Source organism: Curvibacter sp. EU05-FHT14A10 (genome assembly GCF_058791075.1).
The window spans coordinates 477040-502921 of sequence record NZ_JBYTDE010000002.1 but is presented as its reverse complement, the minus strand read 5'-3'; the positions used below and the strand labels follow the sequence as shown (position 1 = coordinate 502921).

25 protein-coding genes are annotated in these 25882 nt (G+C 66.4%); 16 read left to right on the top strand and 9 right to left on the bottom strand.

The features are described from left to right. Window positions 1-135: 135 nt before the first annotated feature. The 5 genes from AC3WUT_RS05415 (at window position 136) to AC3WUT_RS05395 (ending at window position 3984) form a co-directional block, all read left to right on the top strand. Entirely contained in the window at window positions 136-552 is a 417-nt protein-coding gene (locus tag AC3WUT_RS05415) for a hypothetical protein (protein WP_492346046.1), read from the top strand. A gap of 145 nt (window positions 553-697) precedes the next feature. After that, window positions 698-1486, top strand: coding sequence for a MipA/OmpV family protein (locus AC3WUT_RS05410; protein WP_492346045.1), 789 nt, complete (start codon window positions 698-700; stop codon window positions 1484-1486). 14 nt (window positions 1487-1500) lie between these two features. After that, window positions 1501-2175, top strand: a complete 675-nt coding sequence (locus tag AC3WUT_RS05405) for a response regulator transcription factor (protein ID WP_492346044.1) — start codon at window positions 1501-1503, stop codon at window positions 2173-2175. Beyond that, window positions 2162-3553 carry a sensor histidine kinase gene (locus tag AC3WUT_RS05400; protein WP_492346043.1) on the top strand — a complete coding sequence of 464 codons (1392 nt, stop codon included), beginning with the start codon at window positions 2162-2164 and terminating at the stop codon, window positions 3551-3553. The genes AC3WUT_RS05405 and AC3WUT_RS05400 overlap by 14 nt, the downstream gene beginning before the upstream one ends. After that, window positions 3550-3984, top strand: a complete 435-nt coding sequence (locus AC3WUT_RS05395; RefSeq protein WP_492346042.1) for a DUF4405 domain-containing protein — start codon at window positions 3550-3552, stop codon at window positions 3982-3984. The genes AC3WUT_RS05400 and AC3WUT_RS05395 overlap by 4 nt, the downstream gene beginning before the upstream one ends. A gap of 28 nt (window positions 3985-4012) precedes the next feature. Here the strand turns inward: AC3WUT_RS05395 and AC3WUT_RS05390 are convergent, their stop codons facing one another. The 6 genes from AC3WUT_RS05390 to AC3WUT_RS05365 form a co-directional block, all read right to left on the bottom strand. Beyond that, on the bottom strand, window positions 4013-4789 hold the full coding sequence (locus AC3WUT_RS05390; protein WP_492346041.1) for a siderophore-interacting protein: 777 nt from the start codon (window positions 4787-4789) through the stop codon (window positions 4013-4015). Window positions 4790-4928: 139 nt separating this feature from the next. Further along, window positions 4929-5552, bottom strand: coding sequence for a hypothetical protein (locus AC3WUT_RS05385; RefSeq protein WP_492346040.1), 624 nt, complete (start codon window positions 5550-5552; stop codon window positions 4929-4931). Between the two features lie 262 nt (window positions 5553-5814). Next, window positions 5815-6402 (bottom strand): DUF3237 domain-containing protein, encoded by a 588-nt coding sequence (locus AC3WUT_RS05380; RefSeq protein ID WP_492346039.1) that lies wholly within the window; start codon window positions 6400-6402, stop codon window positions 5815-5817. Between the two features lie 12 nt (window positions 6403-6414). Continuing rightward, window positions 6415-8154 (bottom strand): tannase/feruloyl esterase family alpha/beta hydrolase, encoded by a 1740-nt coding sequence (locus AC3WUT_RS05375; RefSeq protein WP_492346038.1) that lies wholly within the window; start codon window positions 8152-8154, stop codon window positions 6415-6417. 754 nt (window positions 8155-8908) lie between these two features. Further along, complete coding sequence (locus tag AC3WUT_RS05370; RefSeq protein ID WP_492346037.1) at window positions 8909-9679, bottom strand: hypothetical protein; 771 nt, start codon at window positions 9677-9679, stop codon at window positions 8909-8911. Between the two features lie 58 nt (window positions 9680-9737). Continuing rightward, a complete protein-coding gene (locus AC3WUT_RS05365; protein WP_492346036.1) occupies window positions 9738-10565 on the bottom strand; it encodes an IclR family transcriptional regulator in 828 nt (275 codons plus the stop codon). A 162-nt stretch (window positions 10566-10727) separates the two neighbouring features. Between AC3WUT_RS05365 and AC3WUT_RS05360 the strand changes: the two genes are divergently transcribed. Genes AC3WUT_RS05360 through AC3WUT_RS05345 form a run of 4 tightly spaced genes read left to right on the top strand, consistent with a single transcriptional unit; the run spans window position 10728 to window position 14269 of the window. Continuing rightward, window positions 10728-11492, top strand: a complete 765-nt coding sequence (locus AC3WUT_RS05360) for an ABC transporter substrate-binding protein (protein WP_492346035.1) — start codon at window positions 10728-10730, stop codon at window positions 11490-11492. Between the two features lie 31 nt (window positions 11493-11523). Beyond that, complete coding sequence (ehuD, locus tag AC3WUT_RS05355) at window positions 11524-12195, top strand: ectoine/hydroxyectoine ABC transporter permease subunit EhuD (RefSeq protein ID WP_492346034.1); 672 nt, start codon at window positions 11524-11526, stop codon at window positions 12193-12195. Continuing rightward, window positions 12192-12950 carry an amino acid ABC transporter ATP-binding protein gene (locus AC3WUT_RS05350; protein WP_492346033.1) on the top strand — a complete coding sequence of 253 codons (759 nt, stop codon included), beginning with the start codon at window positions 12192-12194 and terminating at the stop codon, window positions 12948-12950. The genes ehuD and AC3WUT_RS05350 overlap by 4 nt, the downstream gene beginning before the upstream one ends. After that, entirely contained in the window at window positions 12947-14269 is a 1323-nt protein-coding gene (locus AC3WUT_RS05345) for an NAD(P)/FAD-dependent oxidoreductase (protein ID WP_492346032.1), read from the top strand. The genes AC3WUT_RS05350 and AC3WUT_RS05345 overlap by 4 nt, the downstream gene beginning before the upstream one ends. 12 nt (window positions 14270-14281) lie before the next feature. Here AC3WUT_RS05345 and AC3WUT_RS05340 read toward each other — a convergent pair whose 3' ends face one another. Next, a complete protein-coding gene (locus tag AC3WUT_RS05340; protein ID WP_492346031.1) occupies window positions 14282-14743 on the bottom strand; it encodes a cupin domain-containing protein in 462 nt (153 codons plus the stop codon). 74 nt (window positions 14744-14817) lie between these two features. Further along, window positions 14818-15765: a LysR family transcriptional regulator gene (locus AC3WUT_RS05335; RefSeq protein WP_492346030.1), complete on the bottom strand. Its 948-nt coding sequence runs from the start codon at window positions 15763-15765 to the stop codon at window positions 14818-14820. Window positions 15766-15964: 199 nt separating this feature from the next. On the opposite strand from AC3WUT_RS05335, the gene AC3WUT_RS05330 reads away from it, so the two are divergent. The 7 genes from AC3WUT_RS05330 to AC3WUT_RS05300 all read left to right on the top strand — a co-directional run bounded on the left by AC3WUT_RS05330 (window position 15965) and on the right by AC3WUT_RS05300 (window position 25350). Next, window positions 15965-17035 (top strand): asparaginase, encoded by a 1071-nt coding sequence (locus AC3WUT_RS05330; RefSeq protein WP_492346169.1) that lies wholly within the window; start codon window positions 15965-15967, stop codon window positions 17033-17035. 205 nt (window positions 17036-17240) lie between these two features. Continuing rightward, window positions 17241-18554 (top strand): NAD(P)/FAD-dependent oxidoreductase, encoded by a 1314-nt coding sequence (locus AC3WUT_RS05325; protein WP_492346029.1) that lies wholly within the window; start codon window positions 17241-17243, stop codon window positions 18552-18554. Window positions 18555-18686: 132 nt separating this feature from the next. Further along, window positions 18687-19082 (top strand): DUF2946 domain-containing protein, encoded by a 396-nt coding sequence (locus AC3WUT_RS05320; RefSeq protein WP_492346028.1) that lies wholly within the window; start codon window positions 18687-18689, stop codon window positions 19080-19082. A gap of 284 nt (window positions 19083-19366) precedes the next feature. Further along, a complete protein-coding gene (locus AC3WUT_RS05315) occupies window positions 19367-20311 on the top strand; it encodes an MbnP family copper-binding protein (protein ID WP_492346027.1) in 945 nt (314 codons plus the stop codon). Between the two features lie 3 nt (window positions 20312-20314). Further along, window positions 20315-21583 carry an MbnH family di-heme enzyme gene (locus AC3WUT_RS05310; RefSeq protein WP_492346026.1) on the top strand — a complete coding sequence of 423 codons (1269 nt, stop codon included), beginning with the start codon at window positions 20315-20317 and terminating at the stop codon, window positions 21581-21583. Continuing rightward, window positions 21580-23862 carry a TonB-dependent receptor plug domain-containing protein gene (locus tag AC3WUT_RS05305; RefSeq protein WP_492346025.1) on the top strand — a complete coding sequence of 761 codons (2283 nt, stop codon included), beginning with the start codon at window positions 21580-21582 and terminating at the stop codon, window positions 23860-23862. Before AC3WUT_RS05310 ends, AC3WUT_RS05305 begins: the two co-directional genes overlap by 4 nt. 12 nt (window positions 23863-23874) lie before the next feature. After that, window positions 23875-25350, top strand: coding sequence for a hypothetical protein (locus AC3WUT_RS05300; protein WP_492346024.1), 1476 nt, complete (start codon window positions 23875-23877; stop codon window positions 25348-25350). 13 nt (window positions 25351-25363) lie between these two features. Here the strand turns inward: AC3WUT_RS05300 and AC3WUT_RS05295 are convergent, their stop codons facing one another. Beyond that, window positions 25364-25735 carry a winged helix-turn-helix transcriptional regulator gene (locus AC3WUT_RS05295; RefSeq protein WP_492346023.1) on the bottom strand — a complete coding sequence of 124 codons (372 nt, stop codon included), beginning with the start codon at window positions 25733-25735 and terminating at the stop codon, window positions 25364-25366. Window positions 25736-25882 lie beyond the last annotated feature (147 nt).

Here is a 25882-nt window from a genome sequence, read left to right as displayed (position 1 = left end):
CTTTTGAGGCCCCCCTGGGACTGAAGGTGGTCGGGTGGCTGGCGCTTGCTGCCCCACCCACCCGGTTGCAGAATCCCCAGGCGTTGCACGGCCTTCGTTTGGGAGGCCGCTGCAACCCGACGTCTGGAGCCCACCATGAATCCTTCCGATGACGAATTGGCACGCGCGATCCACGAGGAGATCGCTGCAGCCGCGATAGCGGCACGGCGCTTCGCGATCCGCAACTACTTTCTGGCCTATGCGGTGTCGGGTGTCATCGTGCTGGCCAGCATTGGCTCCGGCATCACCGTGGCCATTGCCGAGATTCCCAAGTGGTTCACGGCCTCATTGGCGGCCCTGCCCGCCGTCATGCTGACGGCCAGCACCGTGTTCCGGTTTGAGCAGAAGTCCGCCTGGTTCTGGAAGAAGACCAAGGCGCTGGATTCGCTGGTGCGCAAGATCCGCTACGAATCGATGGGCACCGTCGAGGCCAGCCAGGCCTTCAGCCGGATCGAAGAAGACCTGGAAAGCGAGTGGATTTCATTCGGCACGGTGGGCCGCAGTCAGGACTGATGGCGCTCGTCTTGCTGGCGTGCTGCCGCATTCAAAGGCTGTGCCGTGTGGCAGGGGCCATTTCGGGCAGGAGGGGCTCTCAGTAACGATGCGGTAAGTCGACGCGGGCGACCATGGGGCGTCTTCTCTGTTTTGAAAGAACCTCATGAACGCATTCATCCCACAGATGGCACGGGCCGTGCCTTTGGCGGCCCTGGCCATGTGCCTGGCTTGTGCCCAGAGTGCACGGGCCGACGGTGCACCAGGCGATGCCGATCCCCCCTACGGCTGGGGTGTCGGCGGTGTGGTGTTCCCCCGGGTCCGGGCTTACAAGGACTTCAGGCACAAGACCGAAATCTTCCCCATGGTGACGTACGAGAACGCCTGGGTCCGGGTGTTCGGCCCGGGCCTGGAGTTCAAGCTCGGTCAGGCCGGGCCGGTGGCCTTCGGGCTCACGCTTGGCTACGGGGCCGATGAGGGTTACCAGGCCAAGGATTCGCCCACCCTGGCCGGCATGGCTGATCGCAAGTCCAGCTTCTGGGTGGGCACGCGGGTGGCCTGGCGCACCGAGCTGGCCAACCTGTCGGCCGAGTTGGCGGGCGACGCCTCCGGCTACAGCAAGGGGCAGAAGATCAAGGTCGGGGTGGAACGCCGCTTTGACCTGGGTGGCTTCGGCCTTGCCCCGCGGGCCCAATTGAGCTGGCAGGACCAGAAGTACGTGCAGTACTACTACGGCGTGGAACAGGCCGAAGCCCGAGCCGGCCGTGCGGCCTACCAGGCCAGCGGGGCCCTGAACACCGAATTGGCGGTGCGCCTGGACTACCGGCTGGCGCCCAATCAGACCACCTTTTTGGACCTGGGCGTGACCCGCCTGGGCTCGTCGATCAAGAGCAGCCCGTTGGTGGACCGCTCGACGCTGCCCATGCTGCGCATCGGCTATCTTTATCGGTTCTGAGAGGGAGTCGCTTTGTGCAACGTGTCCTGCTGATCGAGGATCACCCCAGGCTGGCCAGCCTGATCAAAAGAGCCCTGGCCCAGGCCGGTGTCGAATGCGATGTGCTGGAGCGCATCGACCAGGGCTGGGCGGCACTTGAAAGCCAGGCCTACTCAGCGGCGCTGGTCGATCGCGGCTTGCCGGACGGCGATGGCCTGTCGCTGATCCGGCGCTGGCGTGACAGTGGCAAGCAACTGCCTTGCCTGATCCTGACCGCGCGCGACGCCTTGCACGACCGGGTTGCCGGGTTGGAGGGCGGCGCCGATGACTACCTCACCAAGCCCTTCCCGCTGGAAGAGCTGGTGGCCCGCACCCGGGCCCTGTTGCGCCGCGCACCGGAGCAGACCTCGCTTGAGCCCCGTTTCGCAGACTTGCAGGTGCAACCCCATAAGGCCTTGTTGGTGTGTGCTCAGCAATCGGTGCAACTGCCGCGCACCGAACTGCAGATCATGCTGACCCTGATCAAGGGCGGGGGCGACCCGATACGGCGCAGCGCCCTGGAGGCGGCGGCCTGGGGCTTGCAGGAGGCGGTCACGCCGAATGCGCTCGATGTGGCCTTGCATCGCCTGCGCAAGAAGATCCTGGCGCTGGGCTCGACTGTGAAGATCCAGAACCTGAGGGGGGTCGGCTATGCGCTTGAAGACCTGTAGATGGGCCGACCTCAGCCTCAGTGCCCGGCTGATGTGGACCTACCTCGTGGCCTGGTTGGTCACGCTGTCGCTGATCGCCCTGGCCATCGTCTGGTTTCTGCGCGGCGATCCGCTGCACTGGGTGGACCACTCCACCCTGGCCGTGGCCACTGAACTGGCGGAGCGCGTGCAGTTCGACGCGCAGGGCCTGCCGACCCAGGTGCTCATTCCGCAAGAGGTGCGATGGCTGTCCGATCTGGCGCCGCTGGATCTGGTCTATCGCGTCTTCGACGATCAGGGCCATGAACTGCTGTGGTCTTCTGAGCGGGCCCGGCAGGTCTGGCCCGGCGCCGCACCGGCCGCTGAACCGCACGAGACCCATGGGCGGGTCTGGGTCGAGGGGTTGCCGCTGCGTGTGCGCACCGTCGCCTTGCCCTCGCCAAGTCAGGGGACGGACCATCTGTGGTTGCAGGTCGGACTCAGCGAGCGGCTGGTGGTCCTGTTCCATGCCGGCAACGGGGCACGGCTGGGGGGGATGATGCTGCTCATGGCGGTGCTCTCGGTGCTGCTGCTGGGCGGGGTTCAGTTCTTTCTGTTCCGTCGTCTGCTGGCCCCCGTGACGCGGCTGTCCGAGGAGGCGGGCCGCATCCAACTCAGTCGCCCCGGCTTGCGTCTGGGCACCGAAGGGGTGTTTCGAGAGCTCAAACCCCTGGTGCTGTCGTTCAACGAGAGCCTGCAGCGGCTGGAGGACGCTTTTGCCCGGCAGCTGAAATTCCTGGCGGACGCCGCCCATGAATTGAAGACACCGTTGGCGCTGCTCAAGGGGCAGATGGAGCTGGGCGAAACCGATGCCCGGGCCTTGATTCAGGATGTCGATCAGCTCTCGCGCCAGGTCCAGCAGATGCTGGTGCTGGCCGAGGTGACCGAACCCCGCAGCTACCGCCATGCGGAGTTGGATTGGGAGGCCATCGTCTGGGAGGTGTGCCACTTTCTGGCTCCCCTGGCCCAGCGCGCCGGTGTTGGCCTGGTGCCCGACATCGAATCGGTGCCCCGGGGCGTGCGGGGCGACCACTCAGCATCGTTCGTGCTGCTCAAGAACCTGGTCGAGAACGCCATCGGCTTCGCGCCTGAAGGCTCCATGGTCAGCTTGCGGTTGCAGGCACAGGCCATCGTGGTGCGCGATGTCGGTGCGGGCATCGATCCGGCCGATTTCGCCCACCTCTACGACCGCTTCTGGCGCGGCCCCGGGCGGCGTGATGTGGGGGCCGGCCTGGGACTGGCGATCTGCCTCGAAGTGGCGCAGGCCCATGGCTGGCATCTGAAGGCGCGCAATGCTGAACCTGGGGCCGAATTCAGTCTGAACCTGCTGCCCGTCGCCTCGCCGGGAGGCGCGTCATGATCCGCCGCCTGACGACCCCTGTGCTGCTGGTGGCCTTTCTGGGCATGGCCAGTTCAGGGCTGATGATGCTGATCGTGGACCAACCCTCGTTCACGCTGCGCATGCACCCGGTGCACAAGTTGTTCGGCATTGTGTTGGTGGCTGCCGTGGGTGTGCATCTGTACACCCAGGCGGCCACCCTGCGGCGCCACCTGAAGGCACCTGCCGCCCGCAGCGTGGCCGGATTGGTGTTGACGCTGTTGGTGATCTGCTACGCACTGGCCTGGATGAACCCCGTGGCGTCTGAACAGGCGCGGCAGCTCGACGACATGGCGCGTCGCATCGAGGCGGGTGAGGCCTGGGAGTCCCCCAAGGCTGCTTCGCCAACTGGCCAGACACCCGGGCCGGGCCTCGAACTCAAGTCGTGCGATGCGCAGGGCGGCGGGCGCTAGGTGCGCCTGCCCGATGGGCTGCTCTGACTCAGTCCAAGCCGGTCTTGCCGGCTGCCCAATAGGCCTTGCTCAGCAAGCGATGGCGGGACACGCCTTGCGCCCGCAGGGCCGGCAGCAGGCTCTGGATGGTGCGTGCCCGCCCGGTCAGGACGTAGCGCGAAGCCGCCTCGGCGCCGGCCAGCACCAGCGCTGACAGGGCGGGTAGGTGCGCGTCGTCGCTTTGGCGGGCCACCAGTTCGGCCTGCAACTGCCAGGTCTGCAGCAGGGCGTGGATGCGCTCGGGCTGGTCGACCTCCAGGACGATGCGGGCCGGCCGCCATGCGGCTGCCAGGCTGATGCTGCTCTCATCCCCGACCAGCATGCCGGTGGCGGCAGGCCAGGCCGACAGGTCCAGCGACCGGCGCGGCCCCATCAAGGCCACGGCCTGCCCCACCCGGGCGTGGCGCACCCATTCGCTGCCCGGGCCGTGTGCCAAGGCGTGGGCCACAAAGCGGGTCTCGCCGGTCTCCGGATTCCAGTCGATGGGGGTGTAGGTGCGGTTCGTCATGCCGGGGCCTACCTTGATCTGCAGTTTGTCCCCAGGTGACCAGGTCAGTCCCTTCAGTGCCTGTCCCTGCACAGAAATCATGAACAGGCCCGGCGCCAATGCCTGGTGCGCGGTGATGACCGCTTGGCGGAAGAACAGCCGTGTCAGAAGCCGGGGCAGGGCTCGGTCCAGGCCGCCAGATTCCGGGACGGGACCTTGCGACGCGAGGTCGTTGCGCCACATTTCCTGAGGGGGTAGAGGCATTGGGTCATCACGCATGGTGTCACTCCTTTGTTTGTTGGGGGGAGGGTGAATCTGAGGCTGTTGGTGTTGACAAGGCGTGCTGCGATGCCCGGCCTGAAGCAAGCACTGAAGTCGGCATGGGGGCTGCGCAGGTGGAAGGGCGGCGCTGGAAGGTTCAGTGCGTCTGCTGGATCCTGGCCAGCAGGGCCCTGGCGTCTTGACGGAGGCCTGCTTCGGTCAGCGGTCGGCCCGGGCGATCCGGTGCGGCCAGGGCTTTCTCGAGGTAGGGCAGGGCCTGGTCTGGCAGGCGGGATTCGACCAGGTACTCGGCATAGAAGTAGTTCGGGTCCAGGCCCTGCGGATCAAGTCGCAGAGCCCGGGTCAACAGCGCGCGCGCCTGGGCCTTGTCGCCGAAGCTCAGCGGCCAGCCCGGTGCTTTGTAGTAAAGCACCCCGAGGCCGGTGTAGGCCGTCCCCTCCAGCGCCTGGTCATTGATCCGCAAGGCCTGCTCGAACCGGCTGCGCGCCTGCTTGAGCAGCGGCAGGGCGCTCAGGCCGCCCCTTTCCTGGGCCAGCGAGCCGAGCACGATCCCCTCCCAGATCAGGGGTTCGGCTCGGCCTTCGTAAGTCTCGCTGACCACGTGGGCCTTGGTGGCCAGGCCTTCGAACCACTTTTCACGCTCACTGGCGGCCTTCTGGTAGCGGATGGCTTCCCAGTCTCGCTGCAGCCGGGCGACGGCCGCCTCGACCGGCGGCATTGGCGAGCCCTGGGCCCAGGATGGGCCGAGGCACGCACCCATGAGCATGATCAATAGCGCTCTGCGGCCCCGCGACAAGCTTTGCCGGGCACCTCCGGCGGGCGTTGTCGCGCCCCGCTGGCGGGTGGCGGGGAGGGGCCAGGGCAAGTGGGGGCGGACAGCCTTCATGGTCTGAACCTCCGTGCATCAGGTCCAGGCCCGCTCCTCAAAAGGACTTGAGGACGAAAAACAGGCCTGGAGATGACGCATGGTCATCCGGCCTGACTTACTGCAGAGTTACCCGCTTCTGTGATGCTGCGCGGCTTCAGATCAGGCGGAACACCCGGATCACCACAGCCGCGCGCTCCGGGCGCAGGCTGTCGAGCGTGCCCACGTGCACATGGTCGTTCAGCCAGCCATAACGGCCCTCGGGGGCCACGATCTCCAGGGTTGAGAACGCGTAGCGGGCGCCCCCGTCCTTGGGCGGCCGCACCAGCACCTTGTTGCGCACCGAGATGATCACGCCGTCATGCGTCTGCAACTCGTACACCGCGTCCAGCGAGCGGGCACCATCGCGTCGGATCAGTTGGCGGTCGGCCCCACCCGGTAGCACCTTGCCCCTCAGGCCCGGGCCTTCAAACGTGCCGCCGGCAATCGGCACCATGCGACGCTCGCCCCAGGGTGACTGGCCCAGGTCCAGCGTGGGCTCCAGATCGCAGACCGCTTCGTAGACGAATTCGGTGCGTGGCAAGGCCATGGGTACCCGGTCGGTGGTGGCGGTGCTGGGCCCCGGTGCGGCCCGGGCGGGCGTGGCCATCAGGCTGGTACCGGCCAGCAGGCCGGCCCCCAGCCAACGGCGTCGTGGCATCGAAGGCGTGCCCTTCTGGCCGGTTTCAGAGACATCTGCCGTCATGGCGCTTGCTCCTCATCGGCAGCTGAAGCTGGCGGCCGACTCCACATTGCCCGAACCGTTGTATCGGGCCACCTTCGGGTAGGGGCACAGTGGGCGGGTACGGTTGGGTGACCAACTGGTGGGCACGTCGGCGTTGGTTGAGGCAATCGAGCCACCAACGCCCCGAGCGGAGGCCAGCACGCTGTCCGGGGCCTTGCCGTACTCCACCCAGTTCACGATGGCGTCCACCATGTCGTAGTTGTCGGTGGCGGGCCCGCCTCGCGAGTGGCCCATGCCCGGAACAACGAACAGCCGTGCCGCCACCTGGGCCTTGTCATTCCAGGCGGCCTGGAAGTTGCTGTACCAATTGATCGTGTCCTGGACCGAGAACACCGGGTCGGCCGAGCCTTGCACCAGAATCATCTTGCCCCCGTTGCCAACCATCTTGCTCATCAGCAGGTCAGGTGGGGTCATGAAGGCCATGGCCGACTGGGTGTAGGTGGCGTTGGTGGCGAAGATCTTTGGCGCATCGGTGTCGAAATTGAAGCCGAGCACGAAGTTCAGGATGCTTGGGTCGACGCCGGTCATCACGCTGGGCAAGGTGGGTGGGGTCGTGAACACAAAGCCCACCGACAGCGGATCGCGTGGTCCGGTGGCGTTGGCGGTCTTCCAGGTGAACCAGCCTGAGGAGGAGCTATTGTAGATGCCGGCATCCCAGAGGAACTGGGTGTAGAGCAACTGGCCGGCCGAGTTCTTGGCCCCCGCGTGCATGTTGGCCAATACCGTTTTCTGGCCGGCGCTCAGGCAGGTGCCATCGGGCGTGCCGGTGCAGGTGGACACATCGGTACTGATGTTGAAGGCTGTCTGACAGGCCTGGATGTCGTTGACCGACTGATCGGCCACGCCATCGAGGCTGTCGCACTTGGCAATGATGGCGTTGGAGACCAGTTTCAGGTCGCGGCTGACGTTGAAGCTGGTCGACACATCGGGCAGGCCAGCCTTGGCGCCGCTGCTGAACTTGCTGGAGATGGTGGCCAGCTGGTTGGCGCCCCAGAGCTGGGCCACAGCCGCCTTGGGCAGGTTGAAACCCGGCGAGCCGGCCACAAAGCCGTCGAACTGGTCGCCAAAGCGCGAGGCCGCCACCATGGCGTGGCGCCCCCCGTTCGATGTCCCCACGATGTAGGAGCGGTCAGGCTGCTTGCCGAAGTATTGCTTGATCAAGGTCTTGGCCATCGGGGTCAGGCTGCCTACTGCGTTGTAGCCGTAATCCAGGCGCGCTTGCGGGTCGATGCCGAACACGCCCCCATTGATGTTGGCGTTCACCGTGGTGTCGGGCTGGTGGCCTGCATCGGTGCTCAGGGTGGCAAAGCCTTTGGTCAGTCCTGTGGAGGCTTGCCCGCCGCCGAGGATGTCGCCCACGGCCGCCACCACCGAGCCATCCAGACCGCCGTTGGGCTGGTAGAAAAAGCGGCCGTTCCATTGGGTGGGCAGACGCATCTCGAAGCCGATGCCATAGGGGCGTCCATCCAGGGCACCCGTGCGGGGGTTCAGGGTGCCCACCACGTCGCAGTACTCGGGGTTGGTGATGGTCACGCCGCTGCTGCCAGCCGCCTCATTGGAGCCGGCTGCCACCAGCTTGACGGATGTGACGGTCAGGTTGCTGTACGAAAAAGTGGCCGCGCTGCAACTGGCGGCCGGAATGGCACCGACCGCCGCCCTGGGCCCGGAGTCACCGCCGCCGCAGGCGGAGAGCGAGAAAGCGAGGCACGCCATGCCGAGCGAACTCAGTCGGTACATGGCGGTGGGCGCTGAAAACGGGGGGGGCAAAGGCGTTGGCTTCGTGAACATGGCGTTGCAGATGGTGTGGTGAGTTTGAGATTGAAGATAACGTTGTCATTTTCAATATGCTTACATTAATGAACTAAATTGATCGATGAAACCGTATAAACCCTGGGGCATGGCTTGGGCTTCCCATGGCAGAGATGATCTCGCTATGGCGCATTTGGCGCATTTGGCGCATTTGGCGTCTGTGCATGGATGGGGCGTCATTTGAAGACACTGATGAACTTGGCGACGGCTCATTCGCCAGCAGGTATGTACTTATATTTTTGAAATTTCAAAACGGCGGGCCTGAGCGGTCAAAAGAATGTGGCGGGCCGCGCAGCGGTCTTTTTGGAATCGGATGCAAGGCGCGGTGCGCTGTCGATAGCCCGGCTATCGACAAGTGCCGCAATGCCGCAGACCGCCTGAAAAGGCCACGGCCCGAAGGGTTGGCGCGAAATCGGGCACGAACCCGGATGTGTGGCGCCCCGCCCGCTTGCATGGGCACAAGCCCATGCGGCGCATCCGGGCCACCCACTCATCCCGATTGCGCTCCAACGCGGCCCGTGCGAGATCGTCAACAGGCGCTCACTGATGGCGGCATGGTGCATCACCAGCAGCAGGGTGCACAGCCCGCGCAGCGTGGCCAGTCCGGCCAGTCCGGCCTATTGCGGGCTGGCAGGGCGGGGCGGCGGCTGCATGGTGTTCAGCCCGCGTTGGCGGGGCTCGCAGGCAGCAGGGCCTTGGCCGCTTCGATGCGCAGGGCCAGGGCTACGCCGGGGTCGTCCATCACAGCACGCAAGAAGGCCTGCGGGCTCAAGCCAGGACCAGGCCCGGCGCTGGTGTGGGGGGGGGCTGGTGGGCCCATCGGCGCAGGCGCCGCCGCCTGTGCCTTGTGGGCTTGGGGCGCTGGCGCGGGTTGCAAGCGCTCCCAGGCCTGCAGCATGTCGCCAGGGCGCATGCTGGTCAGCCGGGCCAGCAGATCGGCCTGGGCCTCGGGGCCGGGGGGCAGGTCGATGGCGGGTTCGTCGGCAAACACGGCGGCCAGGTCAGGCGCCACAAAGGCCGACCACAGCCCGGTGTCGGGCCGCAGCGCTGGCACCTGGGGCACGCCCTGGCCAGGCTGGGGCAGCAGCCGCAGGCGCCGCGCCGGCACACCGGGCAGGTAGCGCGCGCAAAGGGCCTGCAAAAAGGCCTGGGCTTGGGCCAGTGGCATCGCTTGGGCCCACGAAAACCACAGCTGGTAGCCGTCCAGCCCATTCACGGCGATGGCCGGCGCTGGCAGGCCCAGGTCGGCCTGCACCCCTTGCCAGAGGGCCGACAGCGCCGGCCAGTCGGCCGGGCGGGCCAGTTCCAGCACGGCGCCTCGCAACGCACCGTCGGGGCCGGTCAGTGCCAACTCGGCCACATCGCCTTCAGGCGGCGGGGCGCCCGTGGGGAGGTACAGGCGGCACAGCTCGGATTGCAGTCGGTTCATGGTGGTCGGGCCAGGGGGGCGATGTGGGTGGCGGAACTCTAACCCAGCCCGAGCGCCATCAGCCCATGGTGCGCACCGAACTGCTCACCGCCCTGGCGCACTGCAGCAGCGGTGGGGCCAGCCTGCGCTCGGCCTCCTCCAGGGTCCATCGGCTGGTGGGGGCCACCACGTGGATGGCGCCCAGCGGGCGGCCACTGGCGCCAAGTACGGGTGCGGCCAGTGTCATGTCGCCCAGAAAGAGCTCCTCGCGGTTGATGGCGTAACCGCGCTGGCGCGTCTGGCGCAGTGCCTCCAGGATGGCCTCCACGGTCGTCAGGGTGTGCTGTGTATGGGCCACCCGGTGTGCCGCCTCAATCAGGGCCTGGGCTTCGGCCTCGGGCAGTGCACTCAGGTAGGCCCGGCCTGAGCCGGTGCAGTACATGGGGATGCGGCTGCCGATGGGCATGTGCACCGGCACGAACTGGGCGCTCACAAAGCGGGCCACATAGACCATTTCGTCACCATCGCCCTCGGTCAGGCACGAGGTTTCGGTCGTGACGTTCGACAACTCGGACAGGAAGGGGTTGGCAATCTCGATCATCGGATTGGCCGACAGGTAGTTGAATCCGATCTCCATCACCCGCGGAGCGAGTTGGTAGCGCCGGGTCTGCGGGTGTTTGCGCAGGTAGCCCAGCTGTTCCAGCGTATAGACCATGCGTTGGGCCGAGCTTTTGTTGATCCCCACTGCCTCGCCCACCTCGGCGATCGTCATGGTGCGGCGCTGGCCATTGAAGGCGCGCAGCACGCCCAGTCCTTTCTCAAGCGACTGGTTGAACAGCAAGCTGTTGCCGCCGGCTGCCGGCGCGTCGGCAGCACCTGTCTTCAAGGTGTCTTGGGTGGGGATCATGTCGGCCTTAAAAATCGATATTCGATTCTATATCGTCGAATAGTGGTTTGTATTAATTGCAATAAGAGTTTTATAAATCGATTATTGGCATGGTCGTTGCATCAAGCGATGCAACTTCACCCATTCATCCACCCTCTGGCCTTGCCTGTATAGGAGCTTTCCATGTCACTTGCCTCATCCCTTCGCCGTGCCGCCCTGATCTTGTGCGCGGCCTGTGTCACTTCGGGTGCATGGGCCCAGGGCGGTGCGTCCAGCTACAACGTGGGGGCTACGGCCACGGGCATCCCATTCACCTTCCTGGACGTCAAGAGCAACTCCATCCAGGGCATGATGGTGGACACCGTCACGGCGGTGGGCAAGGCCGGTGGATTCAGTGTCAATGTGCAGCAGACCGTTTTTTCGGCCCTGATTCCGTCGCTCACCTCGAGCAAGATCGACATCATCTCGGCCGCGATGCTCAAGACGGCGGCGCGCCAGCAGGTGGTCGACTTCAGTGACCCGGTCTATTCCTATGGCGAGGGGCTGCTGGTCAAGGCCGACGATGCCAAGCCCTACACCACGCTCGATGAACTCAAGGGCGAAGTCGTTGGGGCCCAGGTGGGTACGGTGTTCCTCGACATGCTCAACAAGAAGGGCATTTTCAAGGAGGTGCGCAGCTACGACTCGGTGGCCGACCTGGCGCGTGATCTGGCCCTCGGTCGCATCAAGGCCGCATTGGCTGATCAGCCCATCATGGCTTATCAGATCCGCCAGAACACCTTCCAGGGGGTGCGCCTCGTCGACAGCTACAAACCGCTCAACGTGGGCGATGTTTGCCTGGTGGTGCGCAAGGGTGACACCGAGACCCTGACGCGCCTCAACAAGGCGATTGCTGCGATCAAGGCGGACGGAACCCTGGCCAAGATCGTGCAGAAGTGGGGCATCTGAGGCCCGCGCGCCCCAGGTCTGAGAGCGCTTCATGATTGCGTCCCAGTTCATCGACCATGCGCGTGAGTTCCTGCCCATCCTGCTGCAGGGGGCGGTGGTCACCGTCGAGGTCACGCTGTTGTCCTTTGTCTTCAGCACCGTGCTCGGCCTGGTGCTGGCATGGGTCCGACTGTCCCCGGTGCGGGCCCTGGCCTGGGCCGGGGGCGCGTTGATCAACCTGATCCGCGGCCTGCCCATCATCGTGCAGTTGTTCTACATCTATTTTGTGTTGCCCGACGTCGGCATCCAGCTCACGGCTTTCCAGGCTGGCGTGATCGGCCTGGGCATCGCCTATTCGCCCTACCAGGCCGAGAACTTCCGGGCCGGCATCGAGGCGGTCGACCCGGGCCAGCGCGAGGCTGCCTTGGCCATGGGCATGGGGCCGGTGCTGATCATGCGCCGGGTGATCCTGCCCCAGGCCTTCCGCATCGCGCTGCCGCCCTATGGCAACACGCTGGTGATGATGCTCAAGGATTCGTCGCTGGTGTCCACCATCACCGTGGCAGAGATGACCCGGGCCGGGCAACTGATTGCCTCGTCCACCTTCCAGAACATGACGGTCTACACCCTGGTGGCCTTGCTTTACCTGGTGTTGAGCCTGCCTCTCGTGGCGGGCCTGAAGAAACTTGAACGCCACTTTGGCAAGGGGGCCCGCAGGCCATGATCGAAATTCGCGATTTGCACAAACGCTACGGAGCACACGAAGTGCTCAAGGGCGTCAGCCTGAACGTGGAAGCCGGCCAGGTGGTGTGCCTGATCGGGCCGTCCGGCTCAGGCAAATCCACGGTGCTGCGCTGCATCAACGGGCTGGAAACCTACGAGGGCGGTGAAATCCGCGCCTTTGGCCAGCCCGTGGATGTGCGCAGTGCATCGATCCGGCAACTGCGCTGTCGCATGGGCATGGTGTTCCAGCGCTTCAACCTGTTTGCCCACCGCAGCGTGCTGGACAACGTGATGGAAGGCCCGGTGCATGTGCAGGGCCAGGCCCGCGGTCCGGCAAGGGCCCTGGCCCTGGATCTGCTCGACAAGGTGGGCCTGGTGGACAAGGCTCAGGCCTACCCGGCCCAGCTTTCGGGCGGTCAGCAGCAGCGGGTGGCGATTGCCCGCGCGCTGGCCATGAAACCCGAGGCCATGTTGTTCGACGAGCCCACATCGGCACTGGACCCTGAGTTGGTGGGCGATGTGCTGGAGGTGATGCGTGCCCTGGCCCGCGAAGGCATGACCATGATCGTGGTCACCCACGAAATGGGTTTTGCCCGCGAGGTGGCCGACCGGGTCTGTTTTCTGCACAGCGGCACCATTGTCGAAGAGGGCAGCTCCGACCAGGTGCTGGGGGCACCGCGCCACGCGCGCACGCAGGATTTCCTGCGGCGGGTGCTGCATCAGCCGGCCCAGGCGGTATTGGAGCGCACGCCATGAGCCTGCCCTATTCCGAAGCCATGCCCCCTTCGCTGTGGGCGGCCACAGCGCTGCCCGCCACCGCCACGCCGGCGCTGTCCGAATCGACCCGCACCGATGTGCTGGTGATCGGCGCGGGCTACACGGGTCTGTCCACTGCCTTGCACCTGGCCCAGGCGGGCACCCGCGTGACCGTGCTGGAGGCCCGTGAGCCGGGCTGGGGGGCCTCAGGGCGCAATGGTGGGCAGGTCAACCCCACGCTCAAGCACGATCCCGACGATCTCAGGGCCCTGCTGGGCCCTGAGCGTGCCGAGGCCTTGATCGAGGTGGTGTCCGGGTCGGCCGACCTGGTGTTCGAACTGATCCGCCGCCATGGCATCGCCTGCGATCCGGTGCGAGCCGGTTGGCTGCAGCTTTCCTACGACGAGAAGCTGTTGGCGAGTCTGCAGGCGCGTTCGCGCCAATGGGCGGCCCGAGGCGTGGCAGTCGAGTGGCTTGACCGCGCAGCGGTGATGCGCCGCGTGGGCACGGAGGCTTTCGCCGGCGGCTGGCTCGATGGCCGTGCTGGTGGGGTACAACCGCTGTCCTATGCCCGGGGCCTGTTGCAAGCCGCTCAGAGGCAAGGTGTTCAAGTGCACGGGCACAGCCCGGTGACAGCCTTGCAGCGGGTGGGCCGGCAGTGGCTTGCCACTTGCCGAGGCGGCGCCACGGTGCGGGCCGACCGCGTGGTGATTGCCACCAATGGCTACACCGACGGTCTGTGGTCTGGCTTGCGTCAGACGGTGCTGGCCGCCAACAGCTTCATGGTGGCGACGCGCCCGCTGCAGGGCGAGCAGTCAGCGGCCATCCTGCCGGCGGGTGAGACCGCTTCCACCTCGCAACGGCTGTTGCTGTATTTCCGCAAAGACGCCCAGGGACGGCTGCTGATGGGGGGGCGCGGCCATTTCAGCGACCCGGTCGGCGCTCAGGATTTTGCCCACCTCGAACGCTCGCTGGCCTTGCTGTTTCCAGGCTTGGGGCCCTTGCAGTATGAATACCGCTGGGCCGGTCGCATCGCCATCACGCGCGACTTCATGCCCCACGTGCACGAGCCTGCTCCCGGCGTCACCATGGCGCTGGGTTGCAATGGGCGTGGCATTGCGTTGTGTACCAGCCTGGGCCAGCAGATTGCCCAGCGCCTGACGGCCGGCGAGCTTGCAGGAGGGGCGCCTTTTCCGTACCCCATCACCCGCATGCGTCGCATCCCCTTGCACGGCCTGCAGCGCTTCTACATCGCCGCGGGCGTGGCCTGGTATTCATTGCTCGATCGGCTGGAGTCAAGCAAGGGCCGATCTCGCTGAGGCCTTACCGCCTCATTCCAACAGCACCGTGTCCCCGTTGGCCTGTGGCGGGACCTTGATGGCGATCGCCTTGAAGCGCCCGCTGCTGGGCACGGTGCCGGCATGGGCGGTGCCCTTGGGGATGACCAACAGCATGCCGGGCTTGATGTCCACCAGCCGGTCGCCCAGCCAGGCAGTGCCCGTGCCCTCGACGATGTACTGGATCTCATCCGATTTGGCGTGGTAGTGCTTGGCCACATTGCCGGTCTGCACGGCCAGGGTGGCCTGGTCGGTCACCACCAGGGTCTTGCTGCGCAAGTCGGGGTTGGGGGTGGCGGACAGGTCAGCATCGGTGAGTGCAGCAATGTCGATGGCGACCGGCGCCAGGGGGACCGCCTGGGCGTGCGCATCGCGCAGCAGGTCGGTGGCCCAGGGCCCGGCCAGCAGGCCGGCGGCAAAGGCCAGAGCGATGGGGGCGGCAGTCTTGAGTCGCATGGGTCAGGTCTCCGGTTGGGGTGTGGATTGCGAGCCAGGCCGCAACGCGGCCCGGGGCGCGGAAACAGTGTGCCTCAGGAACCGCCCGCCCGCTGCGGTGCCAGGGCGCCGACCGCGGGGGCCGACAGCGTTTGCTGCAGCAATCCGGGCAGCATGGCGAGCAGGCGTTGCACGGCCTGGCCCGGTGGGTGATTCGGGCTGTGGTAGCTGTACAGCGACATGGGCGGGAGTTCGTGCAATTCGATGGCCACCATGGTCCGCGGGTCCAGGTGCTGGGCGGTCAGAAAGTCCACCACAGTCCAGCCCATGCCGCGGCGCACCAGCTCCAGTGCCAGCTGCGATGTCTGCACTTGAATGCCGCCGCCAGCCTCCGGCACACCCAGGCGTTGAGCCAGTTCGTCAATCGCCTGCCGCATCGGGTCGTTGCCCACCAGGCGGATCACCGGCACCTGGGCCAGCCGCCCGTAGGCCAGCGGGGGGCTGCCGCGCAGCGACCAGGTCCACAGCTCGCGTGTGACCGCCAGGAACAGGCGCCCGCTCACCAGCAGATCGCTTTGCAACTGCGGGTGCGGGTGCGGGTAGAAGCCCAGGCAGAAATCCACGCTGTGCGTCAGCAATGCCGGCGCCATCTGATCCTGGTTCAGGGTGCGCACCTCTATGCCCACCTGGGGGTGCCGGCCTGCATGGGCCTGCAGCAGGCTGGGCAGAAAGTTGTGGCTGATCGAGGGAATGGCCGCCAGGCGGATCTGCCCACCCTCGCCGCGGGCCAGGTTGCGCGCAGTCTGGCGCAGGCCCTCCAGTTGGCGGTGGATGCCGGCCGATTCGGCGGCCAGCACCTGGGCCTCGGGGGTGGGCGTCAGCCCTGCCGGGCTGCGCGTGAACAGGGCATAACCCAGTTGCAGCTCGGTGTGGGCCACCGCCTTGCTGACGGCCGAGGGCGTGACGCACAGCAGGCGTGCGGCGGCGCTCATGCTGCCGGTCTGCAGCACGGCCTGGAAGACTTCGAGTTGCCTCAGGTTCATGGGGGCCCAGCGATGAATCAGGGTTAATGCGGATATGAGCGGATTTCACACCCTGCGGTCGATTATTCCGCATTGGCGGCCTGGTGGCGCCCCTAGCATCAGCCATCCCGCGGCGACCCTGCGGGATGAGTTCAAGGCCCCACCCGAGGGCTGCGTGCTCCCCCTCAAGACCCGAATTCAGGAGTTTTCCTTCATGCTGATGTCCACCCGTCAATCGCTGAAACAATGGCTGGCCGCCGTCGCGCTGAGCGCCCTGTCTGCCGCCGCACTGGCCCAGGCGGCCAAGCCGCACGTGGTGGTGCTGGCCACCGGCGGCACCATCGCTGGTGCTGGCGCCTCGGCCGCCAACAGCGCCACCTACGCCGCGGCCAAGGTGCCGGTCGACAAGCTGCTGGCGGGCCTGCCCGAACTGGCCAACGTGGCGCAGGTCACCGGCGAGCAGGTCTTCCAGATCGCTTCCGAGAGCTTCACCAACGAGCACCTGCTGACCCTGGCGCGCCGGGTCTCGGCCCTGAGCAAGCAGGCCGATGTGGACGGCATCGTCATCACCCATGGCACCGACACGCTCGAAGAAACCGCCTACTTCCTGAACCTGGTCGTGCACACTGCCAAGCCCATCGTGGTGGTGGGCTCGATGCGCCCCGGTACCGCCCTGTCGGCCGACGGCACGCTGAACCTGTACGACGCGGTCAGCGTGGCCGCCAGCAAGGACGCCGGCGGCAAGGGTGTGCTGGTCACCATGAACGACGAGATCCAGAGCGGTCGCGACGTCAGCAAGACCATCAACATCAAGACCGAGGCCTTCAAGAGCCAATGGGGACCCCTGGGCATGGTGGTGGAAGGCCGCAACTACTGGTTCCGTGCACCGGTCAAGCGCCACACCAATGCGTCCGAGTTCAACATCGATGACATCAAGACCCTGCCCGCCGTGGACATCGTTTATGGCTACGGCAACATGAACACCACCGGCATCGACGCTTACGGCAAGGCCGGCGTCAAGGCCCTGATCCACGCCGGCACCGGCAATGGCTCGGTGGCTGCCCAGGCCGTGGCGGCTTTGCAGGGCCTGCGCGCCCAGGGCGTGCAGATCATCCGCTCGGCCCGTGTGCCTGACGGTTTTGTGCTGCGCAACGCCGAGCAACCCGACGACAAGTACGACTGGGTCGTGGCGCACGACCTGCGCCCGCAAAAGGCCCGCATCCTGGCCATGGTTGCTCTGACCAAGACCAACGACAGCAAGGAACTGCAACGCATCTTCTGGGAATACTGATCCGTCGAACCCCGATCGATCCAGCGATCACCTGAGGCGCCTCGGGGCGGGACACCCCCGCCAGGCCCTGACGTGAACCGACGCCCGCCCCGGCCACAAGCCCGGGCGGGCTTTTTGCTTGCAGGCCAGGGCATCCGAGCGGCCGCATCAGCCGCATCAGATCGGTGCCACCATGACACTGACTGCGCCATCGAAGGGCAACCCCGTGAACACCCCACTGAACACCGCTGATCCATCCGCCGCTCGCCGCCATGTGGCCATCATCGGCACAGGCGCCGTCGGTTGCGCCACCGCCATCGAGGCACTGCGCCTGGGATTGCGTGTGACGATGGTCGAGCCCGAGGTGGCTGGCGGCCAGCACGCCACCAGCTACGGCAACGCAGGCTGGCTGTCATCGCATTCGGTGATCCCACCGGCGTTGCCGGGCGCCTGGCGCCGCGTGCCCGGCTGGCTGGCCGACCCCCTGGGCCCCTTGGCGGTGCGTTGGCGCTACCTGCCCCAGGCGCTGCCCTGGTTGCTGCGTTACCTGGCCGCGGGCTGGACCGAGGCGCGGGTGCAGCGCACGGCCCACGCGCTGCGGGCCTTGTTGGTCGACGCCCCGGCGCTCCACCAGCGCTTGGCCCGCGAGGCCGGTGTGCTCCAACTGATCGAGCAGCAGGGCCTGCTGCATGTGTATGGCTCGCGCGAAGCGTTCGAGGGCGAGGCGCTGGCCTGGCGGGTAAGGGCACGCACCGGCGTGCAGTGGGTCGAGTGGGACGAAGCCACCCTGCGCGAGCGCGAGCCCGATCTGGATCCCCGCTACCGCTTTGCGGTTCATGTGCCCGAGGCGGGGCAGTGTCGCGATCCGGGCGGCTATGTGGCCGCCCTGGCTCGCCACGCCCAGTCGCTGGGCGCCGTGTCGTGGCAGGCCCGCGCCACTGGCTTCCGCCTGGAGGGCGGGCACTTGCGTTCGGTTGTGACAGAGCGCGGTGAGTTGCCGTGCGACGCGGCAGTCATCTGCGCCGGTGCCCGTTCGGGTGCGCTGGCTGCAGCGGCCGCCACACCGGTGCCGCTGGAGTCCGAGCGCGGCTACCACGTGCAGGTCGCGCAAGCCACCCGTGGTCCCCGTTTACCCATGATGGCCGCCGACGGCAAGCTCATCGTCCACTGGATGGCGGGCGGCCTGCGCGCCGCCGGCCAGGTTGAAATCGCGGGGCTGCACGCGGCCCCGGACTGGCGCCGTGCCGACATCCTTTACCAGCACCTGCGCAGCATGTTCGAAGGCATGGGCCCCCACCTTGAGACCGACGTCGTTCAACGCTGGCTTGGGCACCGCCCCAGCCTGCCCGATGGCCTGCCCTGCATCGGATCTTCGCGTGCTTCGCCCGATGTCGTGCTGGCCTTTGGCCATGGTCACGTGGGCCTGGGCGCTTCAGCACGCACGGGGCAGTGGGCGGCCGCACTGGCGGCGGGTCAATCGGTGCAGCAGGATCTTTCGGCATTCAGCCCCTCGCGCTTCGGTCCTCAGGCGCAGCGTTGACGGGCCCGACCGCGGGCCGACGTGGCCTTCGAGGCGGGGCGCGTGGCCGGCTTGCTCTGTGAAGTTTCATTGATCTGATGTCAGTTTTTTGTGAACCCATGGCGGCATAATCTTCGGCTGTCCATGCGCCACTTGAGCAACTCTTTCCGCAGTGTCTCCTGCCGCCGGCTTGCCAGCTGGTGGATGGTGGCGGCCATGGTGCTGGCCTCGCTCATGCCCACGGTGTCACGGGCACTGGCGGCGCAGCAGCCCTCGGCCCTGATCTGGGCTGATGTGTGTTCGGCCAGCAAGCCCGCCAGCCCATCGCTGGCCAAGGCAGCGCTGGCGGATCTGTCCGATACCGCTGCTGTCAGCATCGATGACTGCGCCTACTGCGTGCTCATGCTGGATCGCCTGGGCCCGGCACCCAGCCTGGTCCTGCCGATGCTGGCGCCCGAGCAGCCCAGGTGGCGGCTGCCGACCCCATCGGTTCCCGATCTGCGCCCTGACCTGCGTCTGGCGCATCCACGCGCGCCTCCGCTGGCCTGAGGCTGCTGTTCAAGCTGCTCTGTTGCGTCTTGTACCGCTTGGTATGAGCGCGTGCAGCCACGCCCGGCCTCTTTTCAACACCTTCTCGCGCCACTGGGTGCCGCGGGCCCCTGGGGCCTCGTGCACCCGGAGTGAACACGTTCCTGGTCACCCCCTTGGGGTGGGCCGTGCCGTGTCGCTTCACTTTCATTTCTGATCGCAACACCAGACCTGCGCCCGGTGCACGGGGTGCTGGTGACCGATTGCACCCTTTTCATTTCAATCATTCGATGCAGGAGCTTTTCATGGCTGGCATTTCTACGACCCGGTTTTTCAAATCCTCTCTCGGCGCGGGCAGTTGTGCCCTGGCGCTGTCGGTACTTCTGAGTGCCTGTGGCGGCGGCGGCGACAGCGGCAACGGCTGGTCGGTTGATTCAAGTGGCGCAGTCAAGCTGCAGTTCGCGGCCTATGCCGGCAGCGCCCCGATCCAGTGCGGCACCGCTGTGCCGGCGCTGGGCAGCAAGAGCAGCGCTGCCCAGATCCAGGACCTGCGCTTTTACATCTCGAACGTCAAATTGCTGAAGGCCGATGGCAGCACGGTGGCGCTGACCCTCTCGACCACCGACAACAACAACTACCAGGGCACCGACAGCGTGAGCCTGATCACCTTGTCTCAGACCGGTGTGGGCAGTTGTACGGCGGGCGCCTCGCTGAACAAGCTGATCCAGGGGACGGTGCCGGCCGGGCAGTACGTGGGGGTGAGCATGACCTTGGGCGTGCCGTTCTCGCTCAATCACCTCAATTCGACCGACCCGGCCACACCGGCGGTCTTGCGTTCCGACGTGAACCCTGGCATGTCCTGGAACTGGCGCGGTGGCCGCAAGTTCACCAAAGTGGAGCTGCAAAGCGCTGATGCTGGCAACCCCATCACCTTGCTGCACCTTGGTTCCACCGGCTGCGTCGGCGATCCGGCCAATGGGGTGGCCATCAGCGGCTGCACTGCGCCGAACCGCGTGCCGCTGACCTTTTCGAGCTTCAACCCCAACACCCAGGCGATTGCGCTGGACGTGAAGACCTTGTTCGCCAGCGCCGATTTCAGTGCGGCCAACAGCTGCATGTCCAGCCCCACCGACGCCAAGTGCGTGGGGCCCTTCGGCGTGCTGGCCTTGAACTTCAACAGCGACGGTACGGGCACAGGGCAAGCGATCGCAGGCCAGACCCAGGGCGCCTTCAAGGCTGTGGGCTTGTGATCCATGGGCACCCCTCTGCTTGATATCTGGGGTGCCCGGTGGCCAGGGGTCTTTCTGGGGGTGGGTCTGTTGGTGGTGGCCTCGTGCGCCAGCCAACAGGCCCTCGCCTCCAAAGACAGCCCCCGGGCTGCCGGTGCCGCTGCCTCCAACACCCCTGCGGCGTCCCTTGGCAGCGCTGCCGCGGGATCCTCTGACTGGCGTTGGCAGTTGCCCGCCGATGTGCCGCCGCCGCGCGTGCCAGCCGACAACCCCATGTCACCCGCCAAGGTCGAGCTGGGGCGCTTTCTGTTTTATGACAAGCGCCTGTCGGGCAATGGCACACAGTCTTGCGGCTCGTGCCACTTTCAGCGGCTGGCCTTCACCGATGGCCGTGCCCACGGGCTGGGCTCCACCGGGGAGGCCCATCCGCGCAGCCCGATGTCGCTGGCCAATGTGGCGTTCAATGCCACCTACACCTGGGCCAACCCGGCGCTGATCACGCTGGAGCGCCAGATGACCAATCCCGTTTTTGGCGAGACACCGGTCGAAATGGGGGTGAACGACAACAACGTCCAGCAGGTGCTGCAACGCCTGCAGGCCGTGCCTGGCTACCCGCGGCGCTTTGCCGCGGCCTTCCCGGAAGACCCGCAAGCGACCATCAGCTGGGACCATGTGATCAAGGCCGTCTCGGCCTTTGAGCGTTCGCTGCTCAGCTTCGACAGCAAGTACGACCGGGTGAAGCAAGGCAAAGCCCGCTTCAGCGCCCCTGAGGCGCGCGGCCTGAAGGTGTTCCGCCAGGCCGAGTGCATCCAATGCCATCGGGAGCCGAACTTCAGCAACCAGTTCCTGACGGTGGCCACCCGCGAGGTCGATGTGAGCTTCTACAACAAGGGCTTGTACAACTTGGATGGGCGCGGTGCCTACCCGGCGGCCAGCCCCGGCCTGATCGAGATCACGGGCAAGGCGGCCGACATGGGGCACTACCGTGCACCCACGCTGCGCAACATCGAGGTCACTGCGCCCTACATGCATGACGGCTCGGTGGCCACGCTGGCAGAGGTGGTGGCCCTGTACGCCGATGGTGGGCGCTTCGTGGCCCAAGGCCCTGACGCGGGCGACGGGCGAGCCAGCCCGCTCAAGAGCCCTCTGATCCACCCGCGTGCCCTGAGTCGCCAGGACCAGGTTGACCTGCTGGCTTTTCTCAAGACCTTGACGGACCACCGATTCCTGCACAACCCGCGCCACGCCGATCCGTTCCGGGGCTCTGGCAAGACCCCAAGGAAAACGCCATGAAACGACACCCGACCCGCCACTTGGGCGTGATCGCCCTGTTGGCCAGTTCAGCCAGTGGCCTGCTGATGGCTCAGACCCCTGTCACCGGGGATTCAAACATCGAAGGCAAGACGCCCGTGCCAGTCGCGGGCACCCTCACCGCCGTCACCGTGACCGACACCGCACCCGGCAACGAGAGCCGCAGCCTGCCGGGGCGCCTGCGCCTTGAAGGCGCGGCCCTGACCCCGCGCCGCCTGGGCAGCAGCGATGCCGCCGAGTTGCTGGACGGGCTGCCCGGGCTCAGCCTGTATGGTGCGGGCGGCGTGTCGTCGCTGCCCGTCATCCATGGCCTGGCGGACGAACGCCTGCGCATCCAGGTGGACGGCATGGACCTGATGGCGGCCTGCCCCAACCACATGAACTCGCCGCTGTCCTACATCGATGCCTCGAACGTGGCTCGGGTGCGCGTGTTTGCCGGCATCACGCCGGTCAGCGTGGGGGGCGACAGCCTGGGCGGCAGCATCCAGGTCGAGTCGGCGGCACCGAAGTTCGCGGCGGTCGGTCAAGGCCTGCTGACAGAAGGGCATGTCGGTTCGTTCTACCGAAGCAATGGCCGTGGCCGAGGCGCCGATGCCGCGCTGGTGGTGGCCAATGAGGGACTGAGCCTGAGCTATACCGGCTCCAGCGCCCAATCAGACAACTACCGCGCTGCAGCCGCGTTCAAGTCGGCTGCGGCCACCTCGGGCGGCGCGCTGGCGGGCGACGAGGTGGGCTCATCCGGCTTCCGCGCGCGCAACCAGAGCCTGGCCCTGGCGCTGCGGCACGACACGCATTGGTTGCAGCTCAGTGCCAGCCAGCAGGACATCCCCTTTGAGGGCTACCCCAACCAGCGCATGGACATGACGGGCAACCGCAACACCCAGCTCAATGCCCGTTACCAGGGGCAATATGAATGGGGCGAGTTGTTGGCCCAGGCCTACAGCCAGCGCACCCACCACCGCATGGACATGGGGGCCGATCGGGACAGTTATGGCACCGGCATGCCGATGAGCACCGAGGCCCGCACCCTGGGGGCCTTGCTCAAGGCCAACATCAACTGGACGCAGCAAGACCTGCTGCGCCTGGGCCTGGAGGCCCAGCACTACAGTCTGAATGACTGGTGGCCTCCGGTGGGCGGCACCATGGGTCCGAACGCGTTCTGGAACCTGAACTATGGACGGCGCCAACGCCACGACGCCTTTGCCGAGTGGGAGGCCCAATGGCAGCCGCAGTGGAGCAGCTTGCTGGGCCTGCGCCTGAGCTCGGTCAGCTCGGACGCAGCGCCGGTCCAGGGTTACAACAACAACCTGGCCAGCCTGTGGGGCAACGATGCTGCCAGCTTCAATGCCCAAGGGCACCGTCGCTCCGATCTGAACTGGGACCTGACCGCCCTGGTGCGTCACACGCCTGTCGCCGGCCAGACCTACGAACTGGGTTATGCCCGCAAATCACGCGCACCCAGCCTGTACCAGCGCTACCCCTGGTCCACCCAGGCCATGGCCGCCTTGATGAACAACTTTGCCGGCGACGGCAACGGCTACATCGGCAACCAGAACCTGCGCCCCGAGGTGGCCCACACCCTCAGCGCTACGGCCGACTGGCAGGCCGTGCAGCCCCCCGGTGCCGCCCCGGGCAGCCAGCCCGACTGGCAGGTGCGCGGCACGGTCTACCTGACGCAGATCGAGAACTACATCGACGCCCAGCGTTGCGCCATGGGCCAGTGCGCTGCCGCCAATCAGACCGACACGCAAAGCTTCGTGCTCTTGCAATACCAAAACCAGCAGGCCCGGCTACAGGGGCTGGACCTGTCCGGGCAGGCGGTGCTGGGGCGCAGTGCCCGCCTGGGCACGCTGCAGACCCGTGCCGTGCTCAACTGGGTGCAGGGCACGAACCGGGTCACGGGCGACGGCCTTTACAACCAGATGCCGCTGAACCTGCGCTGGTCACTGGAGCAGCAGCGGGGCGCCTGGACCCAAAGCCTGGAGTGGCTGGCCGTCAGTGCCAAGACCCGGGTCTCGCAGGTGCGCAACGAGATGCCGACCCCAGGGTATGCCTTGCTGAACTGGCGCGCCAGCTACCAGTTCCAGAAGGCCCGTTTCGACCTGGGTGTCGACAACCTGTTCAACCGCTTCTACAGCGCACCCCTGGGCGGGGCCTACCTGGGTCAGGGCTCATCGATGGCCATCAACGGCATCGCATGGGGCGTGCCCGTGCCCGGCAAGGGCCGCTCGATCCAACTGGCCCTGCGCCTTGATTTCTGAGGACTCTTCACCATGTTCGCAAACATCTCTTTGTTGCATCGGCAGCCCAGGGCTGGGGCATGTGCCCTGGCTGCGGTTGTTGCTTCGGGCTTGGCAGGGCTGCTGAGCGCCTGTGGCGGCGGCCTGGCTCCCGCCACCCTGGCCAAGGCGCAGACCCTGCAGTTTGGGGCGGCGCCTGCCCTGGTCCTGGGTCTGAGCGCCCAGGTCAGCGCCACGTCCAGTTCTGGCCTGAGTGCCAGCTTCAGCAGCCTCACGCCGGCCGTGTGCCAGGTGCTGGACGCGGGGCAGGTCACGGCCCTGACCACCGGGACCTGCGTGGTGGCGGCCAACCAGGCTGGCAACGCTGACTACCAGCCAGCACCCCAGACCACCCAAAGCCTGGTGGTGCAGACCCAGGGGTTGGCTGCACAAACCATTCGCTTCGGCATTGCCCCAGCGCTCACGCTGGGGGGCAGTGCCACGGTCACGGCGTTGGCCAGCTCGGGCCTGGCCGTGCGTTACGGCACCCTGACGCCCCAGGTCTGCACCGTGCAGGCTGTCAGCGGCCTGGTGCAGGGCCTGGCCCTGGGCACTTGTACGCTCTCCGCCGACCAGGACGGCAACAGCCTGTACGCCGCCGCGCCGCAGGTGGCCCAGACCCTGACCGTGAGCCCGGCCACCTCGGTGGGCGTGCCTGAAGCCCCCACCGGGCTCCAGGCCCGCCTGGGCACGGATGCGCACACGGTCGTGATCAGCATCGGCGCCACCGACAGCGGTGGCTCGCCGCTCACCGGCTACCGAGTCAGCTCGGTGCCGGCGGGGCTGAGCGCCAGCGCCAGTGCGTCGCCGATTCAGGTGGCCTGCGGCACGTCTTGCGCTGGCTACGCCTGGGTGGTGAATGCGGTCAATGCACTGGGCACCGGCCCGGCCTCGGAGGCGGTCCAGGTGATTACCGACTACCAGATCACCGCCACGTTCTACGAGCCGCAGACCCAGCCCAACAACAGCATCTTCACGGGCAGCTTCAGCTTCAATTCGACCACGCGGAGTGTGTCGGGGCTCAATGGGGTGCTGACCCAGTCGATGACGGATTCGCCCATGAGCACCGTGCCCTTGAGCCGCCAGGGCGTGCACTATGCCGACAGCACCGGTACCGGCGTGATGGTGGGGGCCTTCTACCTGGCCACCAACAACACCTTCGTGGTGGCGCATGGCAATGAAGGCTGGCGACCCGGCGTGGCCAGCGATGCGCGCTATGACGGCTACCCGGCGGCCGCCAATCCTTCAGCCGGTGGAGTGGGCAACGCCTATGCCCTGGTCTTCGTCAATACCGACGATCCCAGCGCTGCCCCGACCACTGCCCAGCTGCAGCAGACGGCCTATGCCGACTGCACGGCCCTGGGGATGATGGGTGCCAGTTGCATGACGGGCACAGCTGCGGCGGTCTATGGCACGGTCGGCACCATGGGCGGCTATCCCTTGTCGCAGCAGGTGGTGCGCAAGCCTTGAAAGGGGGTGAGCTTCAGCCCTCGGACGGATTCTGATCCGGAGTCGGTTGGTCAAGCGTAGCGCCGAAGCTTGCCATGGCCTGAATCACACCGCTCAGACCCGAACCCACGGGCGTCAGGCTGTACTCGGTGCGCGGCGGCACCACCGGGTAGATCTTTTTGGAAATCAGCCCCTGCTGCTCCAGAAAGCGCAAGCGTGCCGCCAGCACCTTGGGGCTGATGCCCTCCAGCGAAGACAGTAACTCTGAATACCGCCGGGTGCCACCCAGCAGGTCGCGGATGATCAAGGTGGTCCAGCGGCCGTCGATCAGACGGGCCGTCTTGCTGACCGGGCATGCGTTAAGGCAGGGGCCTTGGCGCAGGGTGGCGAGTGGGGCGAGTTTCATGGTTTCCAAATGGTAACTACTTCCCAAAAGATAGCTAGGACCCTAGCATCGCTTCACTGCGTCAACAGGAAAGATATTCAATGTCCCGATACCGTGACAGCCTCAAGCCGTCCACCACCACGTGCCCTGCGCCGCTGCCGTGCGAGT